Source organism: Nocardiopsis sp. NPDC006198 (genome assembly GCF_040613895.1).
In the GTDB taxonomy this organism is placed as follows: domain Bacteria; phylum Actinomycetota; class Actinomycetes; order Streptosporangiales; family Streptosporangiaceae; genus Nocardiopsis; species Nocardiopsis tropica.
Genome location: NZ_JBEXSY010000049.1, coordinates 1 through 24514, shown reverse-complemented (window position 1 = coordinate 24514; position 24514 = coordinate 1). Strand labels below are relative to the sequence as shown.

Sequence of the window (24514 nt, the reverse complement as noted above, 5' to 3'; positions counted from 1 at the left end):
CAGCAGAGGGAGCACAGGACCGTTGCTGAACCGGGTAAGTGAGGTTAACAACAACACGCCCACGGGAAGGCCGTCAATCCCCGACACTTCGCTGTTATTCGCTTGTAACAGCGAAGATGCGGGTACGTCAGTAAATTCACCCCTACTGAACCGGTTCCGCACAGGCGTTCACCGGCTCTCGGGCGACGGTCGGCCGCGTCGCACCGTCACGCCCCCATGGGGCCCGTGCTCGCCCGCGGGTACAGCTCGCCCCGCGAGGTCTCCTGGTTGCGCACCGGCCTGCCCTCGATCGCGTCGCCGAGCATGGCCGCCGCGAGGCGGCCGTAGGAGACGATGTCGCGGGCGATCGCGGTCAGCGAGGGCCGCACCAGGCGGCACAGGACGGAGTCGTCCCACGCCACGATCGACAGCTGGGAGGGCACGCCGACCCCCATCTCCCGCGCCACGCCGAGGCCGGCCACGGCCATGAGGTCGTTGTCGTAGACCAGGGCGGTCGGGCGGTCCGTCCGTGCCAGCAGCCTGCGCGTGGTCCGCGTGCCGGCCTCGCCGGTGTAGTCGGCGTGCACCGAGTACGCCTCCGCCAGGCCCGCCTGCTCCGCCGCGTCCAGGAACGCCGCGGTCCTCGCCCTGGTGTGCACGAACTCCTCCGGGCCCGCCACCCGCACGATGCGCCGGTGCCCCAGCGCCGCCAGGTAGTGGACGACCTCGCGCATGGCCACGGAGTCGTCGGTGTAGAGGCACGGGAGCGAGCCCGCCCCCTCGGGGCCGCCCAGGACGACCGCGGGCAGCGGCAGGCCCTCCACGAGGCCGATCCGGGGGTCGTCCACCCGCAGGTCGACCATGATCACGCCGTCGACCCGGCGCTCCGCCGACCAGCGCCGGTAGGCCGCGGTCTCGGCGCCCATGTCCTCGGTGACCTGGAGGAGCAGGTCGTTGTTGGAGGAGGCCAGTTCCGTCTCGATGCCGGAGACCAGCTGCATGAAGAAGGGTTCGAGCCCCAGCGAGTGCGCCGGGCGGTCGACCACCAGGCCGATCGCCCCTATCCGGCCGCCCGGCGAGAGCGCCCGCGCGGGGCTGCTCGGGGCCCAGCCCATGTCGCTGGCGATCGCCAGGATACGCCGACGGGTCTCCTCGGAGACCCCGGGCCGCCCGTTGAGCGCGTACGAGACCGCCCCCTTGGACACCCCGGCGGCCTTGGCGATGTCCACGATCGTCGGACGCCGCATCAACCCCCCCATTCGCCCCCCTGATCACAGAAACTGAACCGGTTAAGCAGACGGCTAGGGAGTGTACTGCATGGCCTGTCGGCGTCCAGATCCCCTCGGCGGCCGGGGCCGGGAGCGGGTCAGCCCCGCTGACACCCCGGGCACCAGTAGAGGGTGCGTCCGGCCAGCTCGGACGCGGCGACGGGCGAGGAGCACACGCGGCACGGCTCGCCGGTCCGGTAGCAGACGTACAGCGTGTCCGGCCTGGGCACGGGACGCGCGTCGGGATCGGGCCGGTCCTCGGGGCGGGTGGTGATGATGTAGCCGTCGCGCACCCCGTCGCGGAGCAGGCCGGCGAGGTCCTCCCACAGCGCCGCCCACTGCCCGGCGGTCAGTTCGCGGCCCGGCGTCGCCGGGTCGATCCCCGCCCTGAAGAGCGACTCGGCCCGGTAGATGTTGCCGATCCCCGCGATGACGTCCTGGCGCATGAGCAGCGCCGCGATGCTGGTCCTGGAACGGCTGACCGTCCGCCAGGCCCGTTCGGGGTCGGCGTCGTCGCGCAGGGGGTCGGGGCCGAGCCGGTCCTGGACGGCCTGCTTCTCGTCCTCCGTGACGACCTCGCAGGCGGAGGGTCCGCGCAGGTCGGCCCACCCGGAGGCGTTGACGAGCCGGGCGCGCACCGCGCCGACGGGTGCCGGCGGCACGACCAGCCCGTCCCCGTCCCGGACGAGGGGGGCGAGGCCGGCGCCCCGCGCGCGGGGCGCGCCGAGGTGGCGTTCGCCGTCCGCGTCGCCGAAGGTCCACGCCCCGTACAGGCCCAGGTGCACCCGCAGCCACTCACCCGAGTCGAACCCGAGGAAGAGGTGCTTGCCGTGGGCCTCGCTCTCCGTGAGGACGCGGCCGTCCACCCGCGCGGCGCCCTCCGCGAAGCGGCCCTGGGGGCTGGTGGCGCGTACCGTCCCGCCGCCGAAGGCCTTCTCGAAGTGCGCCGCCAGTCGGTGCAGCGTGTGACCCTCGGGCACCGGTGTTCCCCTCTCCCCTCCGCCCGGCGGGCACGCGGATCCTCCGCGTTCCGGGCGTTCCGTCCCAGGGTAGTGCGGCGCGCAGGCCGCCCGGGGCCGGTCAGCAGGCGGCGAGGATCTCCCCGACGAGGGCGCCGGGGTCGGCCAGGCAGCGCCAGGCCGGAACCACCACCACGGGGTCCCCGGTCGCCCGGTTGAGCGCCTCTCCCCTGGCCAGCAGGTGGCGCAGGGCCCTGCCGTCGGGCTCGCGGTCGAGCAGGAGCAGCAGGCGGCGCGAGCCGAACCGGACCACCATGTCGGCCGTCCACCCCTCGACGGTCTGCTGGAGCACGACCCCCGTGCCGACGGCCCGCAGCTCCTCCACCAGCACGGTGGCGGCCGGGTCCGCGCCGACCACGCAGGTGCCCGTGACCATGGCGTCCAGGTCGCCCAGCGGGCCGTCGTCCCCCGACCAGTACCCCCGGTCGCCCACCACGAGGAGCCGCTGCCGGGTCCGGGTGAGCACCGAGGACCACAGGTGGCCCATACCGCGGACCCGGCGCTCGGCGGCCGCGGGCGCGCCGGCGGCGAGCACCGGCGAGAGCACGGTGACGTCCGCGGCGGCACGGTCGCTGTCCAGGAGTTCCGGCCCTCCGACCCTCACCTCGTGCAGCAGGGCGCGCCGGCTCAGCAGCCGGCGGATCAGGGCGACCTGGGGCTGGGTCGGCGCGACCACCGCGACCACCCGCCCCGGGGGCAGGCGGTCGTCGACCTCCCCCACCACCACCGCCACGCGGTACGCCTCGTCGCGGTTGACGAAGGACGCGCCCGGCACCGCCTCGCAGGATCCGGCGACGTCGCGCCACTCGAACGGCGGACCGCAGCGCGGGTCGGGGTCGGTGCGCACCACGATCCTTCCGCCGTAGCAGTGCCGGGACGCGGCCCCGGCGAGCAGGGGCGGGGCGCCGTCGTGCTCGTCCAGCCACAGCATGGCCGGTGCGGCCCGGTGGAGGGCGCGCATCGCGGAACCCGAACCGTGGCGCAGCCCGCGGGCGTCCAGCTGGTCGGGCGCCAGGCCCGCGGCGGCCAGGGCCCGGCGCTCCTCGTCGGGCTCCAGGACCGTGGTCGGCCCGGGGTGCGCCGGGTCCCCGAACACCACGGCCCGGCCGGCCCTGTAGAGCGCCGGCAGCAGCTCGGCGACCCGGGTGCGCTCCGCGCCGAGGACGACGACCAGGTCGAACAGGCCCGCCTGCGGCGGCAGGGCCCTGACCTGGTCGGTGCGGCAGGTCCACGCGGGCAGGGCGTCCAACAGGCTGGCGACCCCGGGCCACCCGTTGCCGTGGTGCCAGTCGAGGGTCTCCAGCCGGTTCTCGACGGCCGCCCGGCCGCGCCGCAGGCGGGGTCCGGAGACGGACCGCAGGCAGGCGGCGCTGGACCTGCGGTGCCGGGCGAGGGCGTCGGCCAGCTCGGAGGTGAGCTCTCCCAGGGGCGCGCACCGGGTGCGCCGGTCGACGGCGGAGCGCCACTCGCTCTCCATCCGGGCGACCGCTCCCAGGCGGTCGAGGTTGTCGGGGTCGGTGCTGACGCCCAGCTCGCGGCGGATGGCGCCGCGGTGCTGGAAGCCGACGAAACCACCCGCACGGGCGCGCTCGGTCCGGTGCAGCCAGTACTCGGGGCCCCCGCGCTCGGGGGTGAAGAGGGCGTCGGGGTCCCAGCCCCGGGCGATGCCGCGTCCGCGCTCCTCCGCGAGCTGGGCGAGGGCGTGCCCGCCGGAGGCCATGGTGTCCATGTCCCTCCAGGCCCCGCGGACCCGGGCCCAGTCCTCGGCGAGGGCGGCCCAGTGGGCGGCGGGGTCCTCCCCGGCGGAGCCGGGGCCGGAGGCGGGCAGGCCGCCGGCCTGCTCGGCGAGGAGCCTGGTGAGCATGCGGGCCTCTTCGGCGCGGTGCCCGCGTCCGCCGACGCGCACCACGGGGTGCGCGGGAGAGGTGTCGGCCCTGGCCGCGGTCTCGTCGATGTCGGTCTCCGTCCTCCCGCAGACCAGGACGCGCTGGCCGTTGCTGACGGCGGTGCGGACGATGGCGTCCACCAGGTCGTGGGCGCCGCTCCCGGGCGGGGCGGCGGCCACGGTGATCTGCTCGCTCATGGCGGCGCGCAGGATCGCGTACTGGGCCTGGTCGAGCGGGGTGGCGGAGACCGGGACGGTGGCGTCGTCCGCGCCGTCCGCCTCCGCGGTGTCGCGGGCGGCGCGGCGGGCGGCGGCCCGCCCTCCCCTGAAGAGCCGCCCCGGGGCGTCGGCGGGGTCGGGCCCGGCCCCGCGCCCGGCGGACGGCTGCCCGAGCAGGGGCTCCAGCGCGGTCCCGGTGACGGCGTCGGGGTCGAGGCCGGCGCGGTCGGAGGGATCGAGGTCGGCGAGGACGCCCTCGACCGTCCCGGGTTCGGCTCCCTCGGCCTCGGCCTGCCCGCTGGGCCCGGCCAGGAAGACCACGGCGACGTTGTGCGCCCCTCCCTCGACGGTGCGCGGGGCGCCCCGGGTGGCGAGGGGGTCGATGTCGTCGACCCGTTCGATCTCCAGGCGGGTGAGGAGGCCCCGGACCTTGGCGGCGAGGTCGGCGACCGCGGCGGGGCGGCGCGCGGGGTCGGGGGCGCCGGACCTCAGCCGCGCGCGGAGCTCGAACAGGTCCTCGGGGTCGGTGATGCCCAGGCGTGTCAGGAGGCCGGTGTTGACGTCGGGCGGCCCCACGGCCCTGACCAGGGGGACGTCCGGTTCGCGGCGGCTCTCGTCGATGTCGTCCACGACCCGCACGTCGACGGTCAGCAGGGGCAGCGCGACCCGGTTCCCGCCCTCGCGGAGGACGACGAGCGGGTACCCGTAGCGCAGCGCCTGCCCCCGGCGCCGGCCCAGGCGCAGGACCCTGGCGGCCTCCGGGTGGGGCGGGAGGGTCTCCCCCGCCCCGCTGAACAGGATCTCGGGTCCCTCCGGGAGGCAGGCGCAGGTGTCGGAGTCGAGGCTGTCGGCTCTGACGGCGTGGGTGTGCACGGCCTCGCGGCGCACGCAGGCGCGCAGATAGGCGAGGAGGGAGCGCACCTCGGAGCGGTCGATGGGCGGCTTCCAGCGGAGCGAGGCGGCGCCGACCCCCGTCCGGCCGGCCGGTCCTTGGACGGGGGCGGCGCCGGGGATCCCCGTCACCCTTCCCGGACCGATCCCCTCGTCGATCTCCTGCGCGTCGTCCCGTAGTGACCTCACGTCGCCCCCCGCACCCCGCCCGTGTGACCAAGCGGTTACACGCTGCTATCGGGGTCCATTGTGGAGGATGGAGCAACCCCGGATCCCGGGAACGCGGGAACCCGCCCGATTTTCACCGTGCGCGGCGCCGGTCGGGCCGGGCCTACCGGCCGGGAACGCCGCGGAGGCGGAGGGCGATCCAGAGCTCGGCGCGGTGGTCGGGGTCGTCCAGGTCGCCGGGGAGCAGCTCGCGGATGCGGTTCATCCGGTAGCGGAGCGTGTGGCGGTGGACGCCGAGGGCCTCCGCGGCCGCGTCCCAGCGGCCCGACGCGGCGAGGTAGGCGCGCAGCGAGGCGAGGAGCTCGGCGGCGGCCCGCTCCCGGAGGAGCGGCGCGAGCAGGTCGCCGGCCATGCGCGCCCCGGCGGGGCTGTCCGCCAGGCCGAGCAGCCCGCCGGGCAGGTCGCCGGCACGGACGATCCGCTCCCCGGGGCCCCGCGCGGCGGCGGCCTCCAGCGCGCGCTCCGCCTGGGAGAGCGCCGGGGCGAGGTCGCCGTAGGCCGCCGGCTCGCTCACCCCCACCGGCCCCTCCAGGACCTCCCGGAGCACGTCCTCGCCGATCTCCGAGCCCGCCAGCAGGAGCGCGTTCCCGCCGATCTCGGTGACCAGGACCCCCTCCGGGGGGTGCGCCGGACCTGCCCCTCCGGCGGCGGCCACCACGACCGGAGGGGCCGGAAGCGTCTCCCGCAGCCGCTCCGCCCCCGGGTGGAGCGGGTCCAGCGCGCCGGTGAGCAGGGCGGCGAGCACCCCCTCGTGGACCCGCGCGGTACGGCTGTGCGCGGTGCGCTCCAGTTCCAGGGAGAGCAGCGACACCGCGGCGTTGACCAGGGTGCGCTCGTCGGGGCCCAGCACGCCGCCGGTGCCCACGACCAGGAAGCCGCGGACCTGGCGGCCCGTCGCCAGGGGTTGGGCGGACACCTGCTCCCCGACGGAGGTCAGGGACACGCTCGCGCGCATGCCCGCGTCCCGCAGCCGGTCGAGCTCGGGCCCCAGGCCCGCCGCGCGTCCGGCCGCCGACGCGGGCGCGGCGTGGCGGACCGAGCCGTCCGCGGACAGCAGCAGCACCCAGGCCCCGAGGTCGCGGGCCAGGAGGTCCACGATCGCCGGAGCCCCCGTGAGGGCGGCGCGGGTGAGCCCCCGCTGTGCGGCGAAGGCCCGGCTGAGGCCTTCGTACTCCTCCTTGGCCAGGAGGCGGGAGACCTCCTTGCCGACCGCGATGAAGGGGGTCTCCCTGCCGACCTCGACCAGGGCGAGCCCGTACTCGTCCGCGGCCCCGCGGAGCTGTTCGGGGGTCTCCTCCAGGACCACGCCGACGGCGAAGCCCAGCGCGGTGATCCCGCGCTCGGCCAGGCGCCGCGTGTAGTCGCGCAGGTCGGGGACCCCGCCCGCCCAGCGCACACCGGTGGTGAGGAGGAGCTCGCCGCCCTCCAGGTAGGGGGTGGGGTCCTCCAGCTCGCTGACGGCGACCCACTCCACGCGCCGGTCCCGGTTCTCCTGTCCCGCGAGCAGGCTCAGCCGCAGGTGCGGCGTCCGCAGCAGGGCTCCCAGAGTCGGGGGCATCCCTGTCTCCCTCCAGACGTGTCCGTCGTCCGAACCCCGCCGCAGTGGCGCAAGGCCCTCCACCGATTATCCACTGTGTCCATGCACGCTCCGCCCCGGTCGTCCTAGTGTCAGGCGAGTCGGGGAGCCCACCCCCGGCCGGCCCACATACGTTCCGCCCCGTGCCCACCGCAGAAGGAGGCAGCCGCATGGCAGCGACCCAGGTCGTCCAGTCCCGCCGGATCGTCACCGAGATCCCCGGCCCCAAGTCCCGCGCCATCCAGGAGCGCCGCAGCTCGGCCGTCGCCCAGGGCGTCGGCAGCGTCCTGCCCGTCTACGTCGAGCGCGCGGGCGGCGGCATCGTCGAGGACGTCGACGGCAACGCCCTCATCGACTTCGGGTCCGGCATCGCCGTGACCAACGTCGGCAACGCCGACCCCCGGGTGGTGGAGCGCGCCGCCGAGCAGCTCGCCCGGTTCACCCACACCTGTTTCATGGTGAACCCGTACGAGGCGTACGTGGACGTGTGCGAGGCCCTCAACCGGATCACCCCGGGGGACCACGAGAAGCGGTCCGTCCTCCTCAACTCCGGGGCCGAGGCCGTCGAGAACGCGGTGAAGATCGCCCGCAGCGCGACCGGCCGCCAGGCCGTCGTGGTGTTCGACCACGCCTACCACGGCCGCACCAACCTCACCATGGGGCTGACCGCGAAGAACATGCCCTACAAGCAGGGCTTCGGGCCGTTCGCGGGCGAGATCCACCGCATGCCCATGGCCTACCCGTACCGCTGGCCGACCGGTCCGGAGAACTGCGGCCCCGAGGCCGCCGCCATGGTCGTCGACCAGATCACCAAGCAGATCGGCGCCCGCAACGTCGCGGCCGTGGTGATCGAGCCGATCCAGGGCGAGGGCGGTTTCATCGAGCCGGCGCCGGGCTTCCTGCCCGCGGTGGCCGAGTTCTGCCGCGCCAACGGGATCGTGTTCGTCGCGGACGAGGTGCAGACCGGCTTCGCGCGCACCGGCGACATGTTCGCCTGCGACCACGAGGGCGTCGTCCCGGACCTGATCACGACGGCCAAGGGCATCGCGGGCGGCCTCCCGCTGGCCGCGGTGACCGGCCGCGCCGAGCTCATGGACGCCGTGCACAGCGGGGGCCTCGGCGGCACCTACGGCGGCAACCCCGCCGCGTGCGCGGCGGCCCTGGCTGCACTCGACGCGATCGGGTCCGACGACCTGGTCGGGCGCGCCCGGGAGATCGGCGAGCTGATGCTGGGGCGCCTGCGCGAGCTGGCCTCCCGGCACGACGTGATCGGCGACGTGCGCGGCCGCGGCGCGATGATCGCGATCGAGCTGGTCGCGGGCGAGGACAGGGCCCCCGCCCCCGAGGCGCTCGCCAAGGTCCTGGCGCACTGCCACTCCCAGGGACTGATCCTGCTGAGCGCGGGCACCTACGGCAACGTGATCCGCATGCTGCCGCCGCTGGTCATCGGCGACGACCTCCTGCACGAGGGTCTGGACATCCTGGCCGAGGCGTTCGACCGCCTCTGACCGGTCCCCGGCGGTGCCGGGCCCCGCGGGGCCCGGCGCCGCCGCGTTCCCGGGGCCTCAGCGCTCGTCGCGCACCGAGTCCAGCGACAGGAGCGCCACGTGCAGGGACACGCAGGTCTCCGCCGAGTCCAGGTCCGCTTCGAGGACGTGGGAGATGCGCCGCAGCCGGTCGTAGAACGCGGGGCGGGACAGGTGGGCGCGGTTCGCCGCCAGCGCCTTGTTGCGGCCGGCGCCGAGGTAGTGCCGGAGCATGTCGGTGAGGTCGCTCCCGTGCCGGGCGTCGTGGTCCAGGAGGGGGCCCAGCTCGCGCTCGACGTAGGTCTGCAGCCGCTCGTCGTCCCGGAACAGGTGGAGCAGGCCGCGCAGGTGGAGGTCGGGCAGCCGGTAGAAGGGCCGGTCGTCGCTCTGGCGGACGGCCACGTCCCCGACCTGGCGCGCCTCCAGGAAGGAGCGCCGCACCTCCCGGATGCCGTCGACGGAGGAGCCGACGGCCAGCACGGCCGCGTCCCCGATCGCGCCCCGCACCCGTTCGGAGAGCATGTACAGGGTCGGGTCGAGCCGCTGCCTGCCGGGCAGCGCGAGCAGGATCCCCACGCGCAGGTCGTCCAGCGAGCCGACCAGGGCGGGCAGGCGCAGTTCGCGGCACGCGCGCGCGGCCCCCTCCGCCGTGTCGGACAGCCGGGCCTGGGCGGCGAGGCCGGTCCCGCTCTCGCGCAGGCGCAGCACCACCCCCACGAGCTCGCGTCCGTTGAGCGGGACGCCCACGGCCCGGGCCCGGACCAGCGCCTCCTCCGGGTCGGAGTAGGCGCGGTCGATGATGCCGGCGATGATCGTCCGGTGCGTCTGCCGCTCCAGGCTCTCCTCGTGGCGTTCGAGCAGCCGGCCCAGGGCCAGGGTGGTGGCGGCGCGTTCGATGAGCATGCTCTGGCGCGGGGTGGGGCCGGCCCCGGCGACGAGGATCAGCCTCCCCCAGTCCTGCCCGCGCGCCCCGACCGTGGTGACCAGCCACCCGGTGGCGGGCACGTGGACGGTGCGCGAACCCGAGCGGACGGCGCGCGAGCGGCTCTCCCAGGAGGTGAGCAGGGTGCCGGGGTCCTCGCCGTTGAGGTCGCAGGCCAGCACCTGGTGGGTGAGGTTCTCCAGGACCACGGGGCAGCCGGACAGCTGGGCCACCTCGTGCAGGATGCGGCCGGCGTCGGCGCCCTCCACCGACAGCTGGGTGAACACCGAGTGCAGCTTCTCGGACTCGCGCAGCTCCTCCAGCTGCTCGTTCACGACGCGGATGTGCACGGCCTCGGTGATCTCGACGAACCTGGCCTCGCGGTCCAGCAGGACGACCGGCACCCCGGCGTCGCGGGCGGCGTCGAGGAAGGCGGGGGGCAGCTCGGCGTGGTACTTGCGCCCGAGCTCGACCGCGATGCCGCTGACGCCCACGGCGGCGAGGTCGTCGATGTAGCGGCGGAGGGCCTCGGGGTCGTCGGGCAGGGCGATGCCGGTGCTGAGCACCAGCTCTCCGCCCCGGAGCAGGTGGGCGAGGTCGGTGACCTCGGCGATGTGGACCCAGCGCACGGCCACGTCGTCGAGCAGTTCGGCCCCGACCACGACCCGGGGGCGGGCGCGTCGCAGCGCGGGGAGCCGGAGGACCTCGGCGAGGGTGGGGAGCACCGGCCCATTCTAGGAGACCGCCTCGGACGCGGTGTCGGTGTGGGGCCGCCCGTCCTTACACGGTGTCCGCGCCGCGGGCCCGCGTCCCCGGGTCGGAGCGCCGCCGACCGTCCTTGACAGAGCGTAAACCCGGCCACCATGTTGTCAACACGGTGATCCTGGCCATCCGGGTGGGAGCGGGCGAGACTGGAGCCATGTCGGAACTTCTCTCGCGCCACCGCGCGGTCATGCCCTCCTGGCTGCCCCTCTACTACGACTCCCCGCTGGAGATCACCAGCGGCAAGGGCGCCCGTGTCACGGACGCCGACGGCAACACGTACCTGGACTTCTTCACCGGCATCGTGACCAACATGCTCGGCTACGACGTGGCCGAGGTCCGGGAGGCCGTCGAGCGCCAGCTCGCCAAGGGGGTCGTGCACACCTCCACGCTGTACCTGATCCGCAACCAGGTCGAGCTGGCGGAGAGGATCGCCGGCCTGTCGGGCATCCCGGACGCGAAGGTCTTCTTCACCAACTCGGGCACCGAGGCCAACGAGACCGCCCTGCTGCTGGCCACGTTCGCGCGGGGGAGCGACGAGGTGCTGGCGATGCGCGGCAGCTACCACGGGCGCTCCTTCGGCACCGTGGCGGTGACCGGCAACCGTGCGTGGAAGAACTCCTCCCTGTCACCGCTGAACGTGCACTACCTGCACGGCACCGACCACGCCGCTCCCGCCTTCCGGGGGATGTCGGACCGCGAGTACGTCGAGGCGTGCGTCGCCGACCTGCGCGACGTCCTGGACACGGCCGCGCCCGGCGTGGCGTGCCTGATCGCCGAGCCGATCCAGGGCGTGGGCGGGTTCGCGATGCCGCCGGACGGCCTGTACGCCGCGTACAAGGAGGTGCTGGACGAGCACGGCATCCTGTTCGTGTCCGACGAGGTGCAGACGGGGTGGGGCCGGACGGGGACGAGCTTCTTCGGCATCGGCAACCACGGGGTGACCCCGGACGCCATGACCTTCGCCAAGGGGCTGGGCAACGGCTTCGCGGTGGGCGGTGTCGTGGCCCGCGGCGACCTGATGGACCGGCTGGGCGCGCTGGGAGTGGCCACGTTCGGCGGCAACCCGGTGGCGATGGCGGCCGCGGGGGCGACCCTGGACTACGTGCTGGAGCACGACCTCCAGGGGAACGCGCGGCGGCAGGGCTCCCTGATCATGGAGGGGCTGAAGGCGCTGACCGCCCTGCCGAGCGTGAAGGACGTGCGCGGCAAGGGGCTGATGTTCGCCGTGGAGATGTCCGACCCCGCCACGGGCGCCCCGGCGCCGGCGCTGGCCGGACGGGTCCAGGAGGAGACCCGGGAGCGGGGACTGCTGGTGGGCAAGGGGGGCGTGCACGGCAACGTGCTGCGGATGGCCCCGCCCCTGACGCTGTCGCAGGAGGAGGCCGTGGAGGGCCGCGACGTGCTGCTGGACGCGGTGCACGCCGTGAACGACGGGGCCTGAGGCCCCCGCGGGGCCCGGTGTGCCGGAGGGGCCGGTGTGACTGCGGGTCCCCCATTCAGGGGATTCCCCGGCCCCCTCCGCGCACGCCCGCGCCCCCGCACCTGTGGACAACGCCTGTGGACGAGGAGAGGGATCACATGAGCAAGCACGTCACCCACTGGATCGGCGGGCGCGCCCACGAGGGGGCCGCCGGGCGACGGGGCGACATCCACGACCCGGCGTCCGGCCGGGTCTCGGGCACGGTCGACATGGCCGGGGCCGGGGAGGTCGACGCGGCGGTCGCCGCCGCGCGGGAGGCCTTCCCGGGATGGCGGGACACCCCGCTCTCCCGGCGCGTGCAGATCCTGTTCCGCTTCCGCGAACTCCTCGCCCGCGACCAGGACCGCCTCGCGGAGCTGATCAGCGCCGAGCACGGCAAGGTGTTCTCCGACGCCCGGGGCGAGGTGGCCCGCGGCCTGGAGGTCGTGGACTTCGCCTGCGGCATCCCGCACCTGCTCAAGGGCGGCTACTCCGAGAACGTGTCCACCGGCGTGGACTCCTACTCGATCCTCCAGCCGCTCGGCGTGGTCGCCGGGATCACCCCGTTCAACTTCCCCGCCATGGTGCCGATGTGGATGTTCCCGATCGCCATCGCCTGCGGCAACACGTTCGTGCTCAAGCCCAGCGAGAAGGACCCGTCGGCGGCCGTGCTGCTGGCCGGGCTGTGGGCCGAGGCGGGGCTGCCCGCCGGGGTGTTCAACGTGGTGCACGGCGACAAGGAGGCGGTGGACGCCGTCCTGGAGCACCCCGGCGTGGCCGCGGTCAGCTTCGTGGGCTCCACCCCGATCGCCCGGTACGTCTACCGGACCGCCGCCGGGCACGGCAAGCGCGTGCAGGCGCTGGGCGGGGCCAAAAACCACATGGTGGTGCTGCCCGACGCCGACCTGGACCTGGCGGCGGACTCAGCGGTGTCGGCCGGTTTCGGCTCGGCGGGCGAGCGCTGCATGGCCATCTCGGCGGTGGCCGTGGTCGACTCCGTGGCGGACGGGCTGGTCGAGAGGATCCGCGACCGGGTGTCCCGGCTGAGGGTCGGTCCCGGCGACGACGACCGCAGCGACATGGGCCCGCTGGTCACGCGGGAGCACCGCGACAAGGTCGCCTCGTACCTGGAGTCGGGGGTCCGCGAGGGCGCGACCCTGGCGATCGACGGCCGGGTGCACCCGGTCCCGGACGGGGATCCCGGCGGCTTCTGGCTGGGTCCCTCGCTGCTCGACCGCGTCGGCCCGGAGATGGCCTGCTACCGGGACGAGATCTTCGGCCCGGTGCTGAGCGTGCTGCGCGTGCGCGACTACGACGAGGCGGTGGAGCTGGTCAACGCCAACCCGTACGGCAACGGGACCGCGATCTTCACCAACGACGGCGGCGCCGCGCGCCGGTTCCAGAACGAGGTCCAGGTCGGCATGGTCGGGATCAACGTCCCGATCCCCGTGCCGGTGGCCTACTACTCGTTCGGCGGCTGGAAGCAGTCGCTCTTCGGCGACTCCCACGCGCACGGCACGGAGGGTGTCCACTTCTACACCCGCACGAAGGCGGTCACGGCGCGCTGGACCGACCCGGGGCGGCGGCCCTCCGGCGGCGTCGACCTGGGGTTCCCCACCAACGGCTAGTCCGAGTTCGGGGAAATACCGGACGGATGTCTCTCACTGACGGTCGGCGGGGGACGACACGGAGTATCGTTGTCCCCGGAAGCCCCTCACGGGGCGTGTTCGGCGGCGTCGGCCGTCACAGGAGACCATCCGGGATAGACGCGCTCATTTCCCCTCCTCCCCGATGGAAGCGGGCGCGTCAGCGGAAGCGCTCCGGGTCCGTCTCTCCCCCTGGACCCGGAGCGCGACCGTCCTGCCGCTCCTACCGCACCGCGAACAGCCGTTCACCGGCGGGTATCCCCGGATCGACGCCGATGATCCCCGCACACTCCTCACAACCGAAGACGCGGCTTCCGTCGGGAAGCTCTCCGAGGACCTTTCGGGGCCGCGGCCACTTGGCGTGGCAGACGACGCAGGCATCCCCCATGCACTGCGCCCCGCTCAGCGATCCCGGGTCGTAGACGTAGGTGTCGTGTGAGTCGTCAGGCAGCGTGTCTGGATCGCACATCGTGCTCGTTCCGCGCAATGTCCTTGCTCCCCCCGTGGTTTAGGACAGTCTGGCGGGCCGATAGTTACCGGCTCTTTATTGAATCAGAAGCGCTGGGCGCCTGGAAGGGTCCGGACCGAACTAAATCACTCCGTGCAGGGAGATCATAACCCTAAGTGATCAAGTCTGGGAAGACCCCTGTCGCCAACTGCATGTTCATACCCTTTGTCTGATATCTACAACGGGCTCGCAGCGCGCCCTTCAGCCCGAAGGACGCTCACAGACCGAGAAACGGCGCAGTGACAGCGCGGGATTGATCCCCCGTACTTCCTCGACCCTGTCGGCCGAAACCTGGGCCGTGGCGATCGCGAAGGACTGCTCCCCCAGGGCCGCGACGGGGGTCCCCATCGGGTCGACCACCATGCTGTTGCCCGAGCCCGTCGGGGCCGCCTGTCCGGACGCCGCGACGTACACGGTGTTCTCGATGGCACGGGCGCGGGCCAGCGTCCGCCAGTGCTCCTCCTTCAGCGGGCCGGGAACCCACTGCGCCGCCAGCAGCACCACGTGCGCCCCCGCGTCGACGATCCGCCGCGTCACCTCGGGGAAGCGCAGGTCGTAGCAGGTCTGGAGTCCGAACACCACGCCGTCCACGGCGAAGGTCTCCGGCTCCTCGACGGGCCCGGGCCTCAGCACGTCCGACTCCCTCACGCCGAACGCGTCGTACAGGTGGATCTTGCGGTAGCGCGCCACCCGGTCCCCGTCCGGGGAGAGGGCCACCAGGGTGTTCGTGAAGCGCTCCGGGTCCTCCCCCGCCTCGTTGACGCCCAGGACGACGTGCACGCCCTCCCGGCGGGCGGTGTCCGCGACCGACGAGACGAAGGGGCCGTCCAGGGGCTCGGCCGCCTCGACGTAGCGGTGGTCCATGCGCGACGCCGTGAACATCGCGTACTCGGGGAAGAGGACCACGCGCGCGCCCTCCGCGGCGGCGCGCGCGGTCAGCCGCGCCACCGAGCGCCGGTTCTCCGCCTTGTCCCGCCCGGGGGCGAACTGGGCGACCGCGACCTGCACCATGGACCTCTCCTCGTGGTTGTGGGGGCGCCCGGGGGCGCCGTGACCCGAGTGTACGACCGCTTCCCCGCCCGGCCCGGCGGCGGACGCGGGTGCGCCACGCCCTTGCCGAGCGACCGAACACGCGTTCAGCGTGACGGGCATGTGTCCGGCCACCGCGCCCCGGAGGGGTCGGCCGGGGTGCGCAACCCGGCGGTCGACGGCGCCCCGGCCCTTCCCCGCCGAGGCGTGGACGGCCTCCCGGGCTCTCAGGCTCCGGGGTCCGTCCACGCCTCGGCCGCCTCGTGCAGGCGCAGCAGCCGGTCCCAGTGGGCGGAGACGGTGGCCCGCCCGCCGGGGGTGAGCCGGACGGTGGTGCGGGGGCGGCCGCCGGTGCTCTTCTCGATCCCCACCACGCCCCCGGCGGAGAGTTTGGACAGGTGGCTGGACAGGTTGCCCTTGGAGAGTCCGGTGATCCTCTGCAGGAACAGGAAGTCGGCGCTCTCGCAGGACAGCAGCGCGCTGGTGATCGCCAGCCGCGCGGGTTCGTGGACCAGGCGGTCGATGTCCGCCATGTCCTCGAAGGGCGTACCCATCGTCGTTCAGTCCGTTTCGTTCGTTCGGGGCGCGGGCGCAAGGGTCCGCACGAGCGTGCGGTGGTCGAGCAGTCCGCAGACGCACAGCACGGTACCCAGGGCCAGCGGGAGCGGCATGGGGGGCGAGTCGACCAGGAACGGGTGCGTCCCCGAGGGGGTGAGCACGCCGAGCGGCAGGAGGCTCGCCAGTGCCATGGCCGCGGCGGCGAGGGGGTAGTGGGCGCGCATCCGCCACCGGGGGCCGGTGGCCAGGGCGAGGAGGAGGGCGCTCAGGAACCCCGCGACGGAGATGGGCCCGTCGGTCAGCCCGAACACGTTGGAGAGGGTGATGAGGACCAGGGCCAGGGGGAGGAACAGGAGCGGGAGGAGGACCCGGCGGACGGCGCGGCCCGCGGTGTTCAGGGGGCGGACGTCGCCGAAGCGCTCACGGTAGTACCGGCCGACCACCAGGAGCAGGCCGGCGGCGAGGAACACCCCGGGGGCGATGAGCTCCCCGCTCCCTGCGGCGGCGAACGCGAGGAACACCAGGAACAGGCCCAGGACGAGGAGGTGGAGCCCCTTGTAGTCGCCGAGGTCGGTGGTGACCGCTCGGACGCGGTGCAGACGGTCGATGTCGTGCGGGCTGGTCATCCAGGCCTCCCTCACTTTTGGTCTGCGGCGCAAACCTTTCCTCCACGGTACGGCGCGGACCTCTGGTTTGCAATACAGACCGAAGGGGTCGGCAGAAAACGCCGGAGGGCCTCGCGAACCCCGGAGGGGCGCGGACGGTCCGTGCGGGCGCGGCGGCCCGTCCCGGTGGGCGGAGACGGTGGCCCGCCCGCCGGGGGTGAGCCGGACGGTGGTGCGGGGGCGGCCCGCGGCGCGACCGGAGGGCCGTGGGCGGCGGGCCCCGACCCGGATCAGGGCAGGAAGGACATCGCCCAGGCGGGGGCGAACACCACGACGAGGAACCGCGCGGTGCGGGTGGCGAAGGTGACCGCGCAGAACAGCACGACGTTCATGCGCACCACCCCGGCCAGCACCGACACCACCACGAACGGCGGGACGCTGGCGAAGGAGCTCAGGGCCACCAGCCCCGCGCCCCAGGCGGGGCGCGCCTCCGCCTTGCGCCGCCATCCCTCGGCGCGCTCCGCCCACTTGCCCGGGGTCTGCGCCTTGCGGCGCATCCACGGCACGGCGATAGTGCCCCGACCCACGTAGAAGTAGGGCAGTTTGCCGAGGGTCTGCCCCAGCCCCGCGGCGACGGCCATCGCGACGAGGGCGCCGTCGTCCATTGCGACGACGGCGCCCACCAGGTAGATCTCGATGTTGATCACCGGGACGGCCCCGGAGACGAGGGCGACCGCGAAGGCCAGCGCTGTCTCGATCACCTGCCGCCCCCGGGCCCGGCCCCGGTCAGTTCTCGGCCGCCGCGAGCTGCCCGCAGGCCCCGTCGATCTCCTGTCCGCGCGTGTCGCGGACCGTGACCGACACCCCGTGCGCCTGGAGCCGCCGGACGAACTCGCGCTCGTCCTCCGGCCGCGAGGCCGTCCACTTGGAACCGGGGGTGGGGTTGAGCGGGATGAGGTTGACGTGCACCAGGTGGCCCTTGAGGAGCTTGCCGAGCAGGTCGGCCCGCCACGCCTGGTCGTTGATGTCCTTGATGAGCGCGTACTCGATGGAGACCCGGCGGCCGGTCGTACCGGCGTAGCGCCAGGCGGCGTCCAGGACCTCCCCGACCTTCCAGCGGGTGTTGATCGGCACCAGCTCGTCCCGCAGCTCGTCGTCGGGGGCGTGCAGGGAGATCGCGAGGCGGACCTGCATCCTCTCGTCGATGAGCTTGTTGATCGCGGGCACCAGGCCGACGGTCGACACGGTCACGCCGCGCTGGGAGATGCCCATGCCGTTGGGCACGGGGTCGGTGATGCGGCGCACCGTCTGGAGGACGCGCTTGTAGTTGGCCATGGGCTCCCCCATGCCCATGAACACGATGTTGCTGATCCGGCCCGGACCCCCGGCGACCTCGCCGCGCGCCAGGTCGCGGGCGCTGGCGACGACCTGCTCCACGATCTCGCCCGTGGACAGGTTGCGGGTCAGGCCCGCCTGGCCGGTGGCGCAGAACGGGCAGTTCATGCCGCAGCCGGCCTGTGAGGAGATGCACAGGGTCACGCGGTCCGGGTAGCGCATGAGCACGGACTCGAACAGGACCCCGTCGAACGCCTTCCACAGGGTCTTGCGCGTCATCCCCTTGTCGGCGGTGACGTGCCTGACGGGCGTCAGGAGGGTGGGCAGCAGGGCTTCGCCGAGGCGTGCCCGGGACTCCGCCGGCAGGTCGGTCATCGCTTCGGTGTCCGACTCCAGCCCGCCGAAGTAGTGCTTGGCGAGCTGCTTGGCACGGAAGGGCTTCTCCCCCAGTTCGGTGACGACCTCGGCCCGCTCCTCGGGGCTGAGGTCGGCCAGGTGCCGGGGAGGCTTGGCACGGCGCGGGGCGACAAAGGTGAGCTCGGCGGGCATAGAGAGTCCGTAAGGGGTGGAGTCGATGGTCTCGGCCCGGCGCGGGTGGCAGCGGCTCGGGTCGTTATACGACCTATACGCGGCTGCGGTGCAGCTCCGCCTGTCAGGGCACTACCGTCGATTCTACGCACTGTGTGGACGGCCCGGACGAGTTCGTCCACCAGCCACGACAATCAGGGGATCGGCGCGTTGGAGGGCCGGTGACAGGGATCGACGTCCTGCTCGACGAGATCAGCCCGTACCAGAGCCGCCGTGTCGTGGTGGAGTGCGACTCCCACACCACGGCCGCCTACCTGCTGGACGCCCGGGGCCGCATCCGGGTGCCCGTGTGGCTGGCCAACCACGAGATGGCCCCCCGCACGAGCGAGTCGGGCGGGCTGTACGAGGGCCAGGCGCCCCTCATGCCGGAGGCGTACACCAAGCACCCGCAGGGCCGCCCACGCTTCGACCCCTCGTGCCTGCGCGCGGTGTGGTTCGAGGAGGGCGACGGCGTGGCCCTGGTCGACGAGGAGGGCCTGCTCGCGGTCATCCCCGGCTGGGCCGAGGCGGACAGCGGGCTCCCCGGCTACGCGCGGGAGGCCATCGGCCGCAGCGCCTACGCCTGGGAGCTGGACTCGGTGCGCGGCCAGCTGTGGCCGCGCGTCGTGCACGCCGAGGCCTACTGGGACTGGCGCCGCGCCTCGGGGGCGTGGCGGAGCGTGCAGCGCACCGTCCTGAGCCACCTCAACCGCCGCGTCGGCGAGCCCGGCCACTACTGGGACGTGTCCGACGGGCACCCGCCCCTGCTCCGCGTGTCCGAGCGCCCGCCCACGGCGGAGCGCCCGTTCACGGTCCTGTCCACCGTCGGGATGTGCGGCCAGCGCATGCCCACCCTGGACCGCTACATGGCCAACACCTCCCAGCACGCGCGCGTCGAACTGGCCCTGGCCACGACCATGCCCGCCCACCGGGCCGCCAGGATCTTCCGGTGGATCGGCGCGTTCCCCTGGCGGGCGGTCACGTGGTTCGGCACCGGCCACACGGTCAAGTGGCTGGACAACCCCGAGGACCGCGCGATGCGCGGCGGCGCGGGCGCGGTCCTGCTGATGGAGGACCCGGCCCCCCTGGTCGCGCACCCCGACCACCGGCCGCTGGACACCTCCGGGCTCTCCTTCCAGGGGGATCCGGTGCGCTGGCTGTGGATCGTGCCGATCACCCGGCCCGAGCACCTGTTCGCCAAGGAGCACGACAGCGCCACCCTCGTCGAGAAGCTGGCGGCCGAGGGGCGCAGCTGGGTCCTGGAGTAGCGCTCGGGCCGGGGACGCGGCGCCGCCTCCCCGGCCCGCCCGGAACGGCCGTGCCCGGCCCGGCCGACGCCGAACGGGGTCAGCTGGCGATGCCGCGGCGGCCCCTCACCTGGCTGAGCATCTGGTGGAAGCGCACCATGTCCTCGTCGCTGAAGCGCTCCACGAAGCTGAGCAGCGTGGCGCGCGGGTCGGGGCCCGTGTTGAGGACCTCGTCCATCACCCGCGCGGTGTACTCGGCGTGCGTCTCCCGGGGCCAGTACACCCAGGCGCGCCCGCACTTCTCCCGGTCCAGCAGAGCCTTGTGGAAGAGGATGTTCGCGACCGTCATGACGGTCGTGTAGGCGATGTCGCGGTCGTAGACCATGTTCTCGCGAACCTGGCGCACCGAGAGCGGTGCGTCCGACCGCCACAGCGCGTCCATGATGGCCGCCTCCAGTTCCCCCAGCCCCCTCATGGGCCTCCCCTACCCCGCGACATCGGTGTGCTCGTCACCGAGATCGTAGACAGCGCGGGGCCTGTTCCGTGGGAGAACTCCGGAGAGCGCGCAGATCCGCGCATCCTCGGCGTCCCGGACCGGCGTTTCACCCGTCGGCGGCCCGTGGGGACCAGGGAAAGAGGCGGGACGCCGACCACCGGGCCACCCGGGCACGGGGAGGGGGGTCCGCGGCCGGGCCCGGGTCCCCCCGCCTCCGCTGGGAAACGCCGGCGGCGGGGACCCGGCCGTCCTGCCCGGCCGCTCACACCCACTCCGACGCGGTCCGGCCGCCGCCGGTTCCCGCCCTCCCGGGACCCCCGAGTGGCACGCGCCACACCCCGGTTGGCCGAACGAGGACAGTGTCTTCACATCTCAAAATCCCCTGAAAGCCACACAAAACAGACGGCATAACAACGCTGCGCTTAGTTACCCGTGCGTAGGGAGAGCGGCGATGTGAAACATTGTTACCTATCTCCTAGTTTCAACAACGCCCGGGTTCCCCGCGAGGAGGCCGGTACAAGTAGCCTGGTATCCGACGAGTGCTGGCCAGGTCAGATGCTTCCCGCATGCGCGGGGATGCTCCCACGTTCCTTCGAGCCCGCCTTGCCAGCAGCCACCCGTCTTCATACACATTCACAAGCGAGCTGCGGAAGTGGGCGATCTCCGCCGTGTCGTCTGAGGCGTCTCAACCCCTGACAGACTTCGGTCCCAACGAGTGGTTGGTCGAGGAGCTTTATCAGAAGTACTTGAACGACCCGAACTCCGTCGACAAGGCCTGGTGGAACTTCTTCGCGGACTACAAGTCCGCGGAGACTGCCGGCGCGAAGGGCGGGGGTGCTGCCAAGGCGCAGGACCAGAAGACTCCCGCAGCCCCGGCGCCGAAGAAGTCCGCTGCCCCCCCTGCGCCCGCGCAGGGGAGCAAGGACGAGGCACTCCAGGTCAAGCAGGAGCGTCTGCGCGGTGCACCCGCGCGGACCGCTACCAACATGGAGTCGAGTCTGACCATGCCCACCGCGACGAGTGTGCGCGCGGTGCCGGTCAAGCTCCTGTTCGACAACCGCATCGTCATCAACAACCACCTCCGGCGCGGACGCGGTGGGAAGGTCTCCTTCACCCACCTCATCGGCTACGCGATGGTCAAGGCCGCCAAGGCCATGCCGGAGATGAACTACTCCTACGTCGAGGTCGACGGAAAGCCGGGCGTGGCCAAGCCCGAGCACGTGAACTTCGGTCTCGCGATCGACCTCCAGAAGGCCGACGGCTCCCGTCAGCTCGTGGTGCCCAGCATCAAGGGCTCCGAGGAGATGGACTTCAACGAGTTCTGGAGCGGCTACGAGGACATCGTCCGCAAGGCCCGCGCCAACAAGCTGGGCGTGACCGACTTCCAGGGCACCACGATCAGCCTGACCAACCCGGGCGGCATCGGCACCGTGCACTCGGTGCCGCGCCTCATGCCCGGCCAGGGCACCATCCTCGCCGTCGGCGCGATGGAGTACCCGGCGGAGTTCCAGGGGGCGTCCCAGGACACCCTGAGCGAGCTCGGCATCAGCAAGGTCATGACGATCACGTCGACCTACGACCACCGGATCATCCAGGGCGCGCAGTCCGGCGAGTTCCTCCGCCGGATCCACCAGCTCCTCCTGGGCGAGGACGGCTTCTACGACGAGATCTTCAACTCGCTGCGGATCCCGTACGAGCCGGTGCGCTGGGTGCAGGACATCCACGTCAACAAGGCGACGCAGCTCGACAAGACCACCCGGGTCCAGGAGCTCATCCACGCGTACCGCGTGCGCGGCCACCTCATGGCCGACACCAACCCGCTGGACCACGAGCAGCGCAAGCACCCCGACCTGGACGTGCTCGAGCACGGCCTCACCCTGTGGGACCTGGACCGCGAGTTCCCCACCGGGGGCTTCGGCGGCAAGCAGGTCATGAAGCTCCGCGACGTGCTGGGCGTGCTGCGCGACACCTACTGCCGCACGGTGGGTATCGAGTACATGCACATCCAGAGCCCGGAGGAGCGGGAGTGGATCCAGTCGCACGTCGAGCGCGAGCACGAGAAGCTCGACCGCGACGAGCAGCTGCACATCCTGCACAGGCTCAACAGCGCCGAGGCGTTCGAGACCTTCCTCCAGACCAAGTACGTGGGCCAGAAGCGCTTCTCGCTCGAGGGCGGGGAGTCGCTGATCCCGCTGCTGGACGGCGTGATCTCGCGGGCGGCCAAGGCCGAGCTGGACGAGGCCGTCATCGGCATGGCCCACCGCGGCCGGCTGAACGTGCTCGCCAACATCTGCGGCAAGTCGTACGGGCAGATCTTCGGCGAGTTCGAGGGCAACCTCGACCCGCGCAGCGCGCACGGCTCGGGTGACGTCAAGTACCACCTGGGCACCGAGGGGGTCTTCGAGACCCGCGAGGGCGACAGGATCCAGATCTCGCTGGCCGCCAACCCGTCCCACCTGGAGACGGTCGACCCGGTCGCCGAGGGCATCGTCCGCGCCAAGCAGGACGTCCTCAACAAGGGCCCGCACGGCTTCACGGTGCTGCCGATCCTGATCCACGGCGACGCCGCGTTCGCCGGCCAGGGCGTGGTGGCCGAGACGCTCAACCTGTCGCAGCTGCGCGGCTACCGGACCGGCGGCACGGTGCACGTCATCGTGAACAACCAGGTGGGCTTCACCACCTCCCCGGCCGACAGCCGCTCCAGCGTGTACGCCACGGACGTGGCGCGCATGGTGCAGGCGCCGATCTTCCACGTCAACGGGGACGACCCCGAGGCCGTGGTCCGGGTCGCGCACCTGGCCTTCGCGTACCGCCAGGCGTTCAACAAGGACGTCGTGATCGACCTGGTCTGCTACCGGCGCCGCGGTCACAACGAGGGCGACAACCCCGCGTTCACCCAGCCGCTGATGTACGACGTCATCGACGCCAAGCGCTCCACCCGGAAGCTGTTCACCGAGGCCCTCATCGGCCGCGGGGACATCACCGTGGAGGAGGCCGAGTCGGCCCTGCGCGACTACCAGACCGAGCTCGAACGGGCCTTCACCGAGACCCGCGAGGTCGAGAAGAAGCCGATCGAGCCGGGCGCCGTGGTCAAGCCCGAGGTATTCACCGAGGGCCGCCTGGACCACTCCGCGGTGGAGACGGCGATCAGCTCCGAGACGGTCAAGCGGATCATCGACACCCAGGTGTCGCTGCCCGAGGGCTTCACGCCGCACCCGCGGCTGGCGCCCCAGCTGACCCGCCGCGCGACGATGGTCGAGACCGACTCCATCGACTGGGCGACCGGTGAGCTGCTGGCCTTCGGCGGGGTGCTGATCGACGGCCACCCGATCCGCCTGATCGGCCAGGACAGCCGCCGCGGCACCTTCGGGCAGCGCCACGCCGCCCTCATGGACCGCGACACCGGCGAGACCTACACGCCGCTCAAGCAGTTCGACGAGGGGACCACCCGGTTCCACGCGCACGACTCGCTCCTGAGCGAGTACGCGGCGCTGGGCTTCGAGTACGGCTACTCGCTGACCCGTCCGGACGCGCTGGTCATGTGGGAGGCGCAGTTCGGCGACTTCGTCAACGGCGCCCAGACCGTCATCGACGAGTACATCACCGCGGGCGAGCAGAAGTGGGGCCAGCGCTCCAGCGTGACCCTGCTGCTGCCGCACGGCTACGAGGGCCAGGGGCCGGACCACTCGTCCGCCCGCATCGAGCGGTTCCTCCAGCAGTGCGCGCAGGAGAACATGACCGTCGCGATGCCGTCGACCCCGGCGAGCTACTTCCACCTGCTGCGCTGGCAGGCCAAGTCGCCGTTCCAGCGCCCGCTGGTGGTGTTCACGCCCAAGTCGCTGCTGCGCCTGAAGGCCGCCACCTCGGCCACCGCGGACTTCACGTCCGGGCACTTCCAGCCGCTGATCACGGACGACTCGATCGCGCCCGACAAGGTGCGCCGCGTGGTGCTGTGCTCCGGGAAGATCTACTACGACCTGGACGCCGCGCGCCGCAAGAGCGGTGACAAGCACACGGCGATCATCCGGGCGGAGCGGCTCTACCCGCTGCCGATCGAGGAGATCCGCGAGCAGCTCAAGGCCTTCCCGAACGCGGGCGAGGTCCTGTGGGTGCAGGAGGAGCCGGCGAACATGGGCCCGTGGCCCTTCGTCGCGCTGGTCTTCTCCGAGCAGCTCGACCGTCCGTTCACCCGGATCTCGCGTCCGGCCTCCTCCGCGCCGGCGGCCGGTTCGGCCAAGCGCCACGAGGCCGAGCAGCGTGCCCTGGTGGACACGGTGTTCCCGCCCGCCGACTGAGGACGGGGCAGAGCGTGTACTACACCGATCGCGGGATCGAGGAGTTGGAGGGCCGCCGCGGCGAGGAGGAGGTCAGCTTCGCCTGGCTCGCCGAGCAGCTGCGGGTGTTCACCGACGTCCACCCCGAGTTCGAGACGCCGGTCGACCGGCTGGCCACCTGGCTGGCCCGGTTGGACGACGAGGACGACGAGGAGTAGTCACCGCCCCTCCGCGTGAGCGGCGGGGTGTGAGGGGCCCGGGTCATGGCGACCCGGGCCCCTTTCCCGTGTCCGGGGCCGGACGCCCGGCCGCCTCGGGGCGCACCCGGCCGGCGCCGGCGGGGGGCCGTACGCGCGGCCCGCGCCGCCGGGCGCCCCGCCGGAGCGCTCGTCCCCGAGGCCCGGGGGGGGGGGCCGGGCCCGGCCCCGCCCGCCGGGGGGGGTATGTGAGCCCGCCGCGGCGGGGGTCCCCCGGGGGCCCGGCGGCCGCGGGGGGGGGCCGCTGGGCCCCCC

General features: G+C 73.1%; 18 protein-coding genes. 6 read left to right on the top strand and 12 right to left on the bottom strand.

The annotated features are described in order from the left end of the window. Positions 1-206: 206 nt before the first annotated feature. The 4 genes from ABZ234_RS25570 to ABZ234_RS25555 form a co-directional block, all read right to left on the bottom strand. A complete protein-coding gene (locus ABZ234_RS25570) occupies positions 207-1226 on the bottom strand; it encodes a LacI family DNA-binding transcriptional regulator (RefSeq protein ID WP_267948382.1) in 1020 nt (339 codons plus the stop codon). Between the two features lie 119 nt (positions 1227-1345). Next, the gene (locus ABZ234_RS25565; RefSeq protein WP_355013731.1) at positions 1346-2227 is read right to left on the bottom strand and encodes a DNA-formamidopyrimidine glycosylase family protein; all 882 of its coding nucleotides are present in this window, start codon (positions 2225-2227) and stop codon (positions 1346-1348) included. A 100-nt stretch (positions 2228-2327) separates the two neighbouring features. Next, on the bottom strand, positions 2328-5393 hold the full coding sequence (locus tag ABZ234_RS25560; RefSeq protein ID WP_355013741.1) for a DNA helicase: 3066 nt from the start codon (positions 5391-5393) through the stop codon (positions 2328-2330). A 199-nt stretch (positions 5394-5592) separates the two neighbouring features. Continuing rightward, the gene (locus ABZ234_RS25555; RefSeq protein WP_355013730.1) at positions 5593-7047 is read right to left on the bottom strand and encodes a PucR family transcriptional regulator; all 1455 of its coding nucleotides are present in this window, start codon (positions 7045-7047) and stop codon (positions 5593-5595) included. Between the two features lie 188 nt (positions 7048-7235). Here ABZ234_RS25555 and gabT point away from each other — a divergent pair, with 188 nt between their 5' ends. Next, positions 7236-8573, top strand: coding sequence for a 4-aminobutyrate--2-oxoglutarate transaminase (gene gabT / locus ABZ234_RS25550; protein WP_355013729.1), 1338 nt, complete (start codon positions 7236-7238; stop codon positions 8571-8573). 57 nt (positions 8574-8630) lie between these two features. On the opposite strand, the gene ABZ234_RS25545 is transcribed toward gabT, so the two are convergent. Then, positions 8631-10238 carry a PucR family transcriptional regulator ligand-binding domain-containing protein gene (locus ABZ234_RS25545; protein WP_355013728.1) on the bottom strand — a complete coding sequence of 536 codons (1608 nt, stop codon included), beginning with the start codon at positions 10236-10238 and terminating at the stop codon, positions 8631-8633. A gap of 194 nt (positions 10239-10432) precedes the next feature. Here ABZ234_RS25545 and ABZ234_RS25540 point away from each other — a divergent pair, with 194 nt between their 5' ends. Continuing rightward, the gene (locus ABZ234_RS25540; protein ID WP_355013727.1) at positions 10433-11719 is read left to right on the top strand and encodes an aspartate aminotransferase family protein; all 1287 of its coding nucleotides are present in this window, start codon (positions 10433-10435) and stop codon (positions 11717-11719) included. A 137-nt stretch (positions 11720-11856) separates the two neighbouring features. Next, positions 11857-13365 carry a CoA-acylating methylmalonate-semialdehyde dehydrogenase gene (locus ABZ234_RS25535; RefSeq protein ID WP_355013726.1) on the top strand — a complete coding sequence of 503 codons (1509 nt, stop codon included), beginning with the start codon at positions 11857-11859 and terminating at the stop codon, positions 13363-13365. A 241-nt stretch (positions 13366-13606) separates the two neighbouring features. Here ABZ234_RS25535 and ABZ234_RS25530 read toward each other — a convergent pair whose 3' ends face one another. From ABZ234_RS25530 to rlmN, 6 genes are all read right to left on the bottom strand, one after another. Further along, positions 13607-13852 (bottom strand): hypothetical protein, encoded by a 246-nt coding sequence (locus ABZ234_RS25530; protein WP_267948375.1) that lies wholly within the window; start codon positions 13850-13852, stop codon positions 13607-13609. Between the two features lie 240 nt (positions 13853-14092). Next, positions 14093-14902, bottom strand: coding sequence for a carbon-nitrogen hydrolase family protein (locus ABZ234_RS25525; RefSeq protein ID WP_267948374.1), 810 nt, complete (start codon positions 14900-14902; stop codon positions 14093-14095). A gap of 245 nt (positions 14903-15147) precedes the next feature. Next, positions 15148-15474: a transcriptional regulator gene (locus ABZ234_RS25520; protein ID WP_355013725.1), complete on the bottom strand. Its 327-nt coding sequence runs from the start codon at positions 15472-15474 to the stop codon at positions 15148-15150. 6 nt (positions 15475-15480) lie between these two features. Continuing rightward, entirely contained in the window at positions 15481-16104 is a 624-nt protein-coding gene (locus ABZ234_RS25515) for a hypothetical protein (RefSeq protein WP_355013724.1), read from the bottom strand. A 269-nt stretch (positions 16105-16373) separates the two neighbouring features. Next, entirely contained in the window at positions 16374-16844 is a 471-nt protein-coding gene (locus tag ABZ234_RS25510; RefSeq protein WP_344179729.1) for a hypothetical protein, read from the bottom strand. A 25-nt stretch (positions 16845-16869) separates the two neighbouring features. Then, entirely contained in the window at positions 16870-17967 is a 1098-nt protein-coding gene (gene rlmN / locus ABZ234_RS25505; RefSeq protein WP_267948370.1) for a 23S rRNA (adenine(2503)-C(2))-methyltransferase RlmN, read from the bottom strand. 200 nt (positions 17968-18167) lie between these two features. Between rlmN and ABZ234_RS25500 the strand changes: the two genes are divergently transcribed. Continuing rightward, on the top strand, positions 18168-19253 hold the full coding sequence (locus ABZ234_RS25500) for a suppressor of fused domain protein (RefSeq protein ID WP_267948369.1): 1086 nt from the start codon (positions 18168-18170) through the stop codon (positions 19251-19253). A gap of 79 nt (positions 19254-19332) precedes the next feature. On the opposite strand, the gene ABZ234_RS25495 is transcribed toward ABZ234_RS25500, so the two are convergent. After that, positions 19333-19707 (bottom strand): BlaI/MecI/CopY family transcriptional regulator, encoded by a 375-nt coding sequence (locus tag ABZ234_RS25495; protein ID WP_330157451.1) that lies wholly within the window; start codon positions 19705-19707, stop codon positions 19333-19335. A 689-nt stretch (positions 19708-20396) separates the two neighbouring features. Here ABZ234_RS25495 and ABZ234_RS25490 point away from each other — a divergent pair. Continuing rightward, positions 20397-24023: a multifunctional oxoglutarate decarboxylase/oxoglutarate dehydrogenase thiamine pyrophosphate-binding subunit/dihydrolipoyllysine-residue succinyltransferase subunit gene (locus ABZ234_RS25490; RefSeq protein WP_355013723.1), complete on the top strand. Its 3627-nt coding sequence runs from the start codon at positions 20397-20399 to the stop codon at positions 24021-24023. Positions 24024-24037: 14 nt separating this feature from the next. Beyond that, positions 24038-24220 carry a DUF6104 family protein gene (locus ABZ234_RS25485; protein ID WP_267948366.1) on the top strand — a complete coding sequence of 61 codons (183 nt, stop codon included), beginning with the start codon at positions 24038-24040 and terminating at the stop codon, positions 24218-24220. Positions 24221-24514 lie beyond the last annotated feature (294 nt).

Bases quoted from the DNA above. Each gene is read 5' to 3' on its own strand.
- ABZ234_RS25515 (WP_355013724.1), bottom strand. From the start codon at position 16,104: ATGACCAGCCCGCACGACATCGACCGTCTGCACCGCGTCCGAGCGGTC.
- ABZ234_RS25555 (WP_355013730.1), bottom strand. From the start codon at position 7,047: ATGCCCCCGACTCTGGGAGCCCTGCTGCGGACGCCGCACCTGCGGCTG.
- ABZ234_RS25570 (WP_267948382.1), bottom strand. From the start codon at position 1,226: ATGCGGCGTCCGACGATCGTGGACATCGCCAAGGCCGCCGGGGTGTCC.
- ABZ234_RS25540 (WP_355013727.1), top strand. From the start codon at position 10,433: ATGTCGGAACTTCTCTCGCGCCACCGCGCGGTCATGCCCTCCTGGCTG.
- ABZ234_RS25535 (WP_355013726.1), top strand. From the start codon at position 11,857: ATGAGCAAGCACGTCACCCACTGGATCGGCGGGCGCGCCCACGAGGGG.
- rlmN (WP_267948370.1), bottom strand. From the start codon at position 17,967: ATGCCCGCCGAGCTCACCTTTGTCGCCCCGCGCCGTGCCAAGCCTCCC.
- ABZ234_RS25525 (WP_267948374.1), bottom strand. From the start codon at position 14,902: ATGGTGCAGGTCGCGGTCGCCCAGTTCGCCCCCGGGCGGGACAAGGCG.
- ABZ234_RS25495 (WP_330157451.1), bottom strand. From the start codon at position 19,707: ATGAGGGGGCTGGGGGAACTGGAGGCGGCCATCATGGACGCGCTGTGG.
- gabT (WP_355013729.1), top strand. From the start codon at position 7,236: ATGGCAGCGACCCAGGTCGTCCAGTCCCGCCGGATCGTCACCGAGATC.
- ABZ234_RS25520 (WP_355013725.1), bottom strand. From the start codon at position 15,474: ATGGGTACGCCCTTCGAGGACATGGCGGACATCGACCGCCTGGTCCAC.
- ABZ234_RS25530 (WP_267948375.1), bottom strand. From the start codon at position 13,852: ATGTGCGATCCAGACACGCTGCCTGACGACTCACACGACACCTACGTC.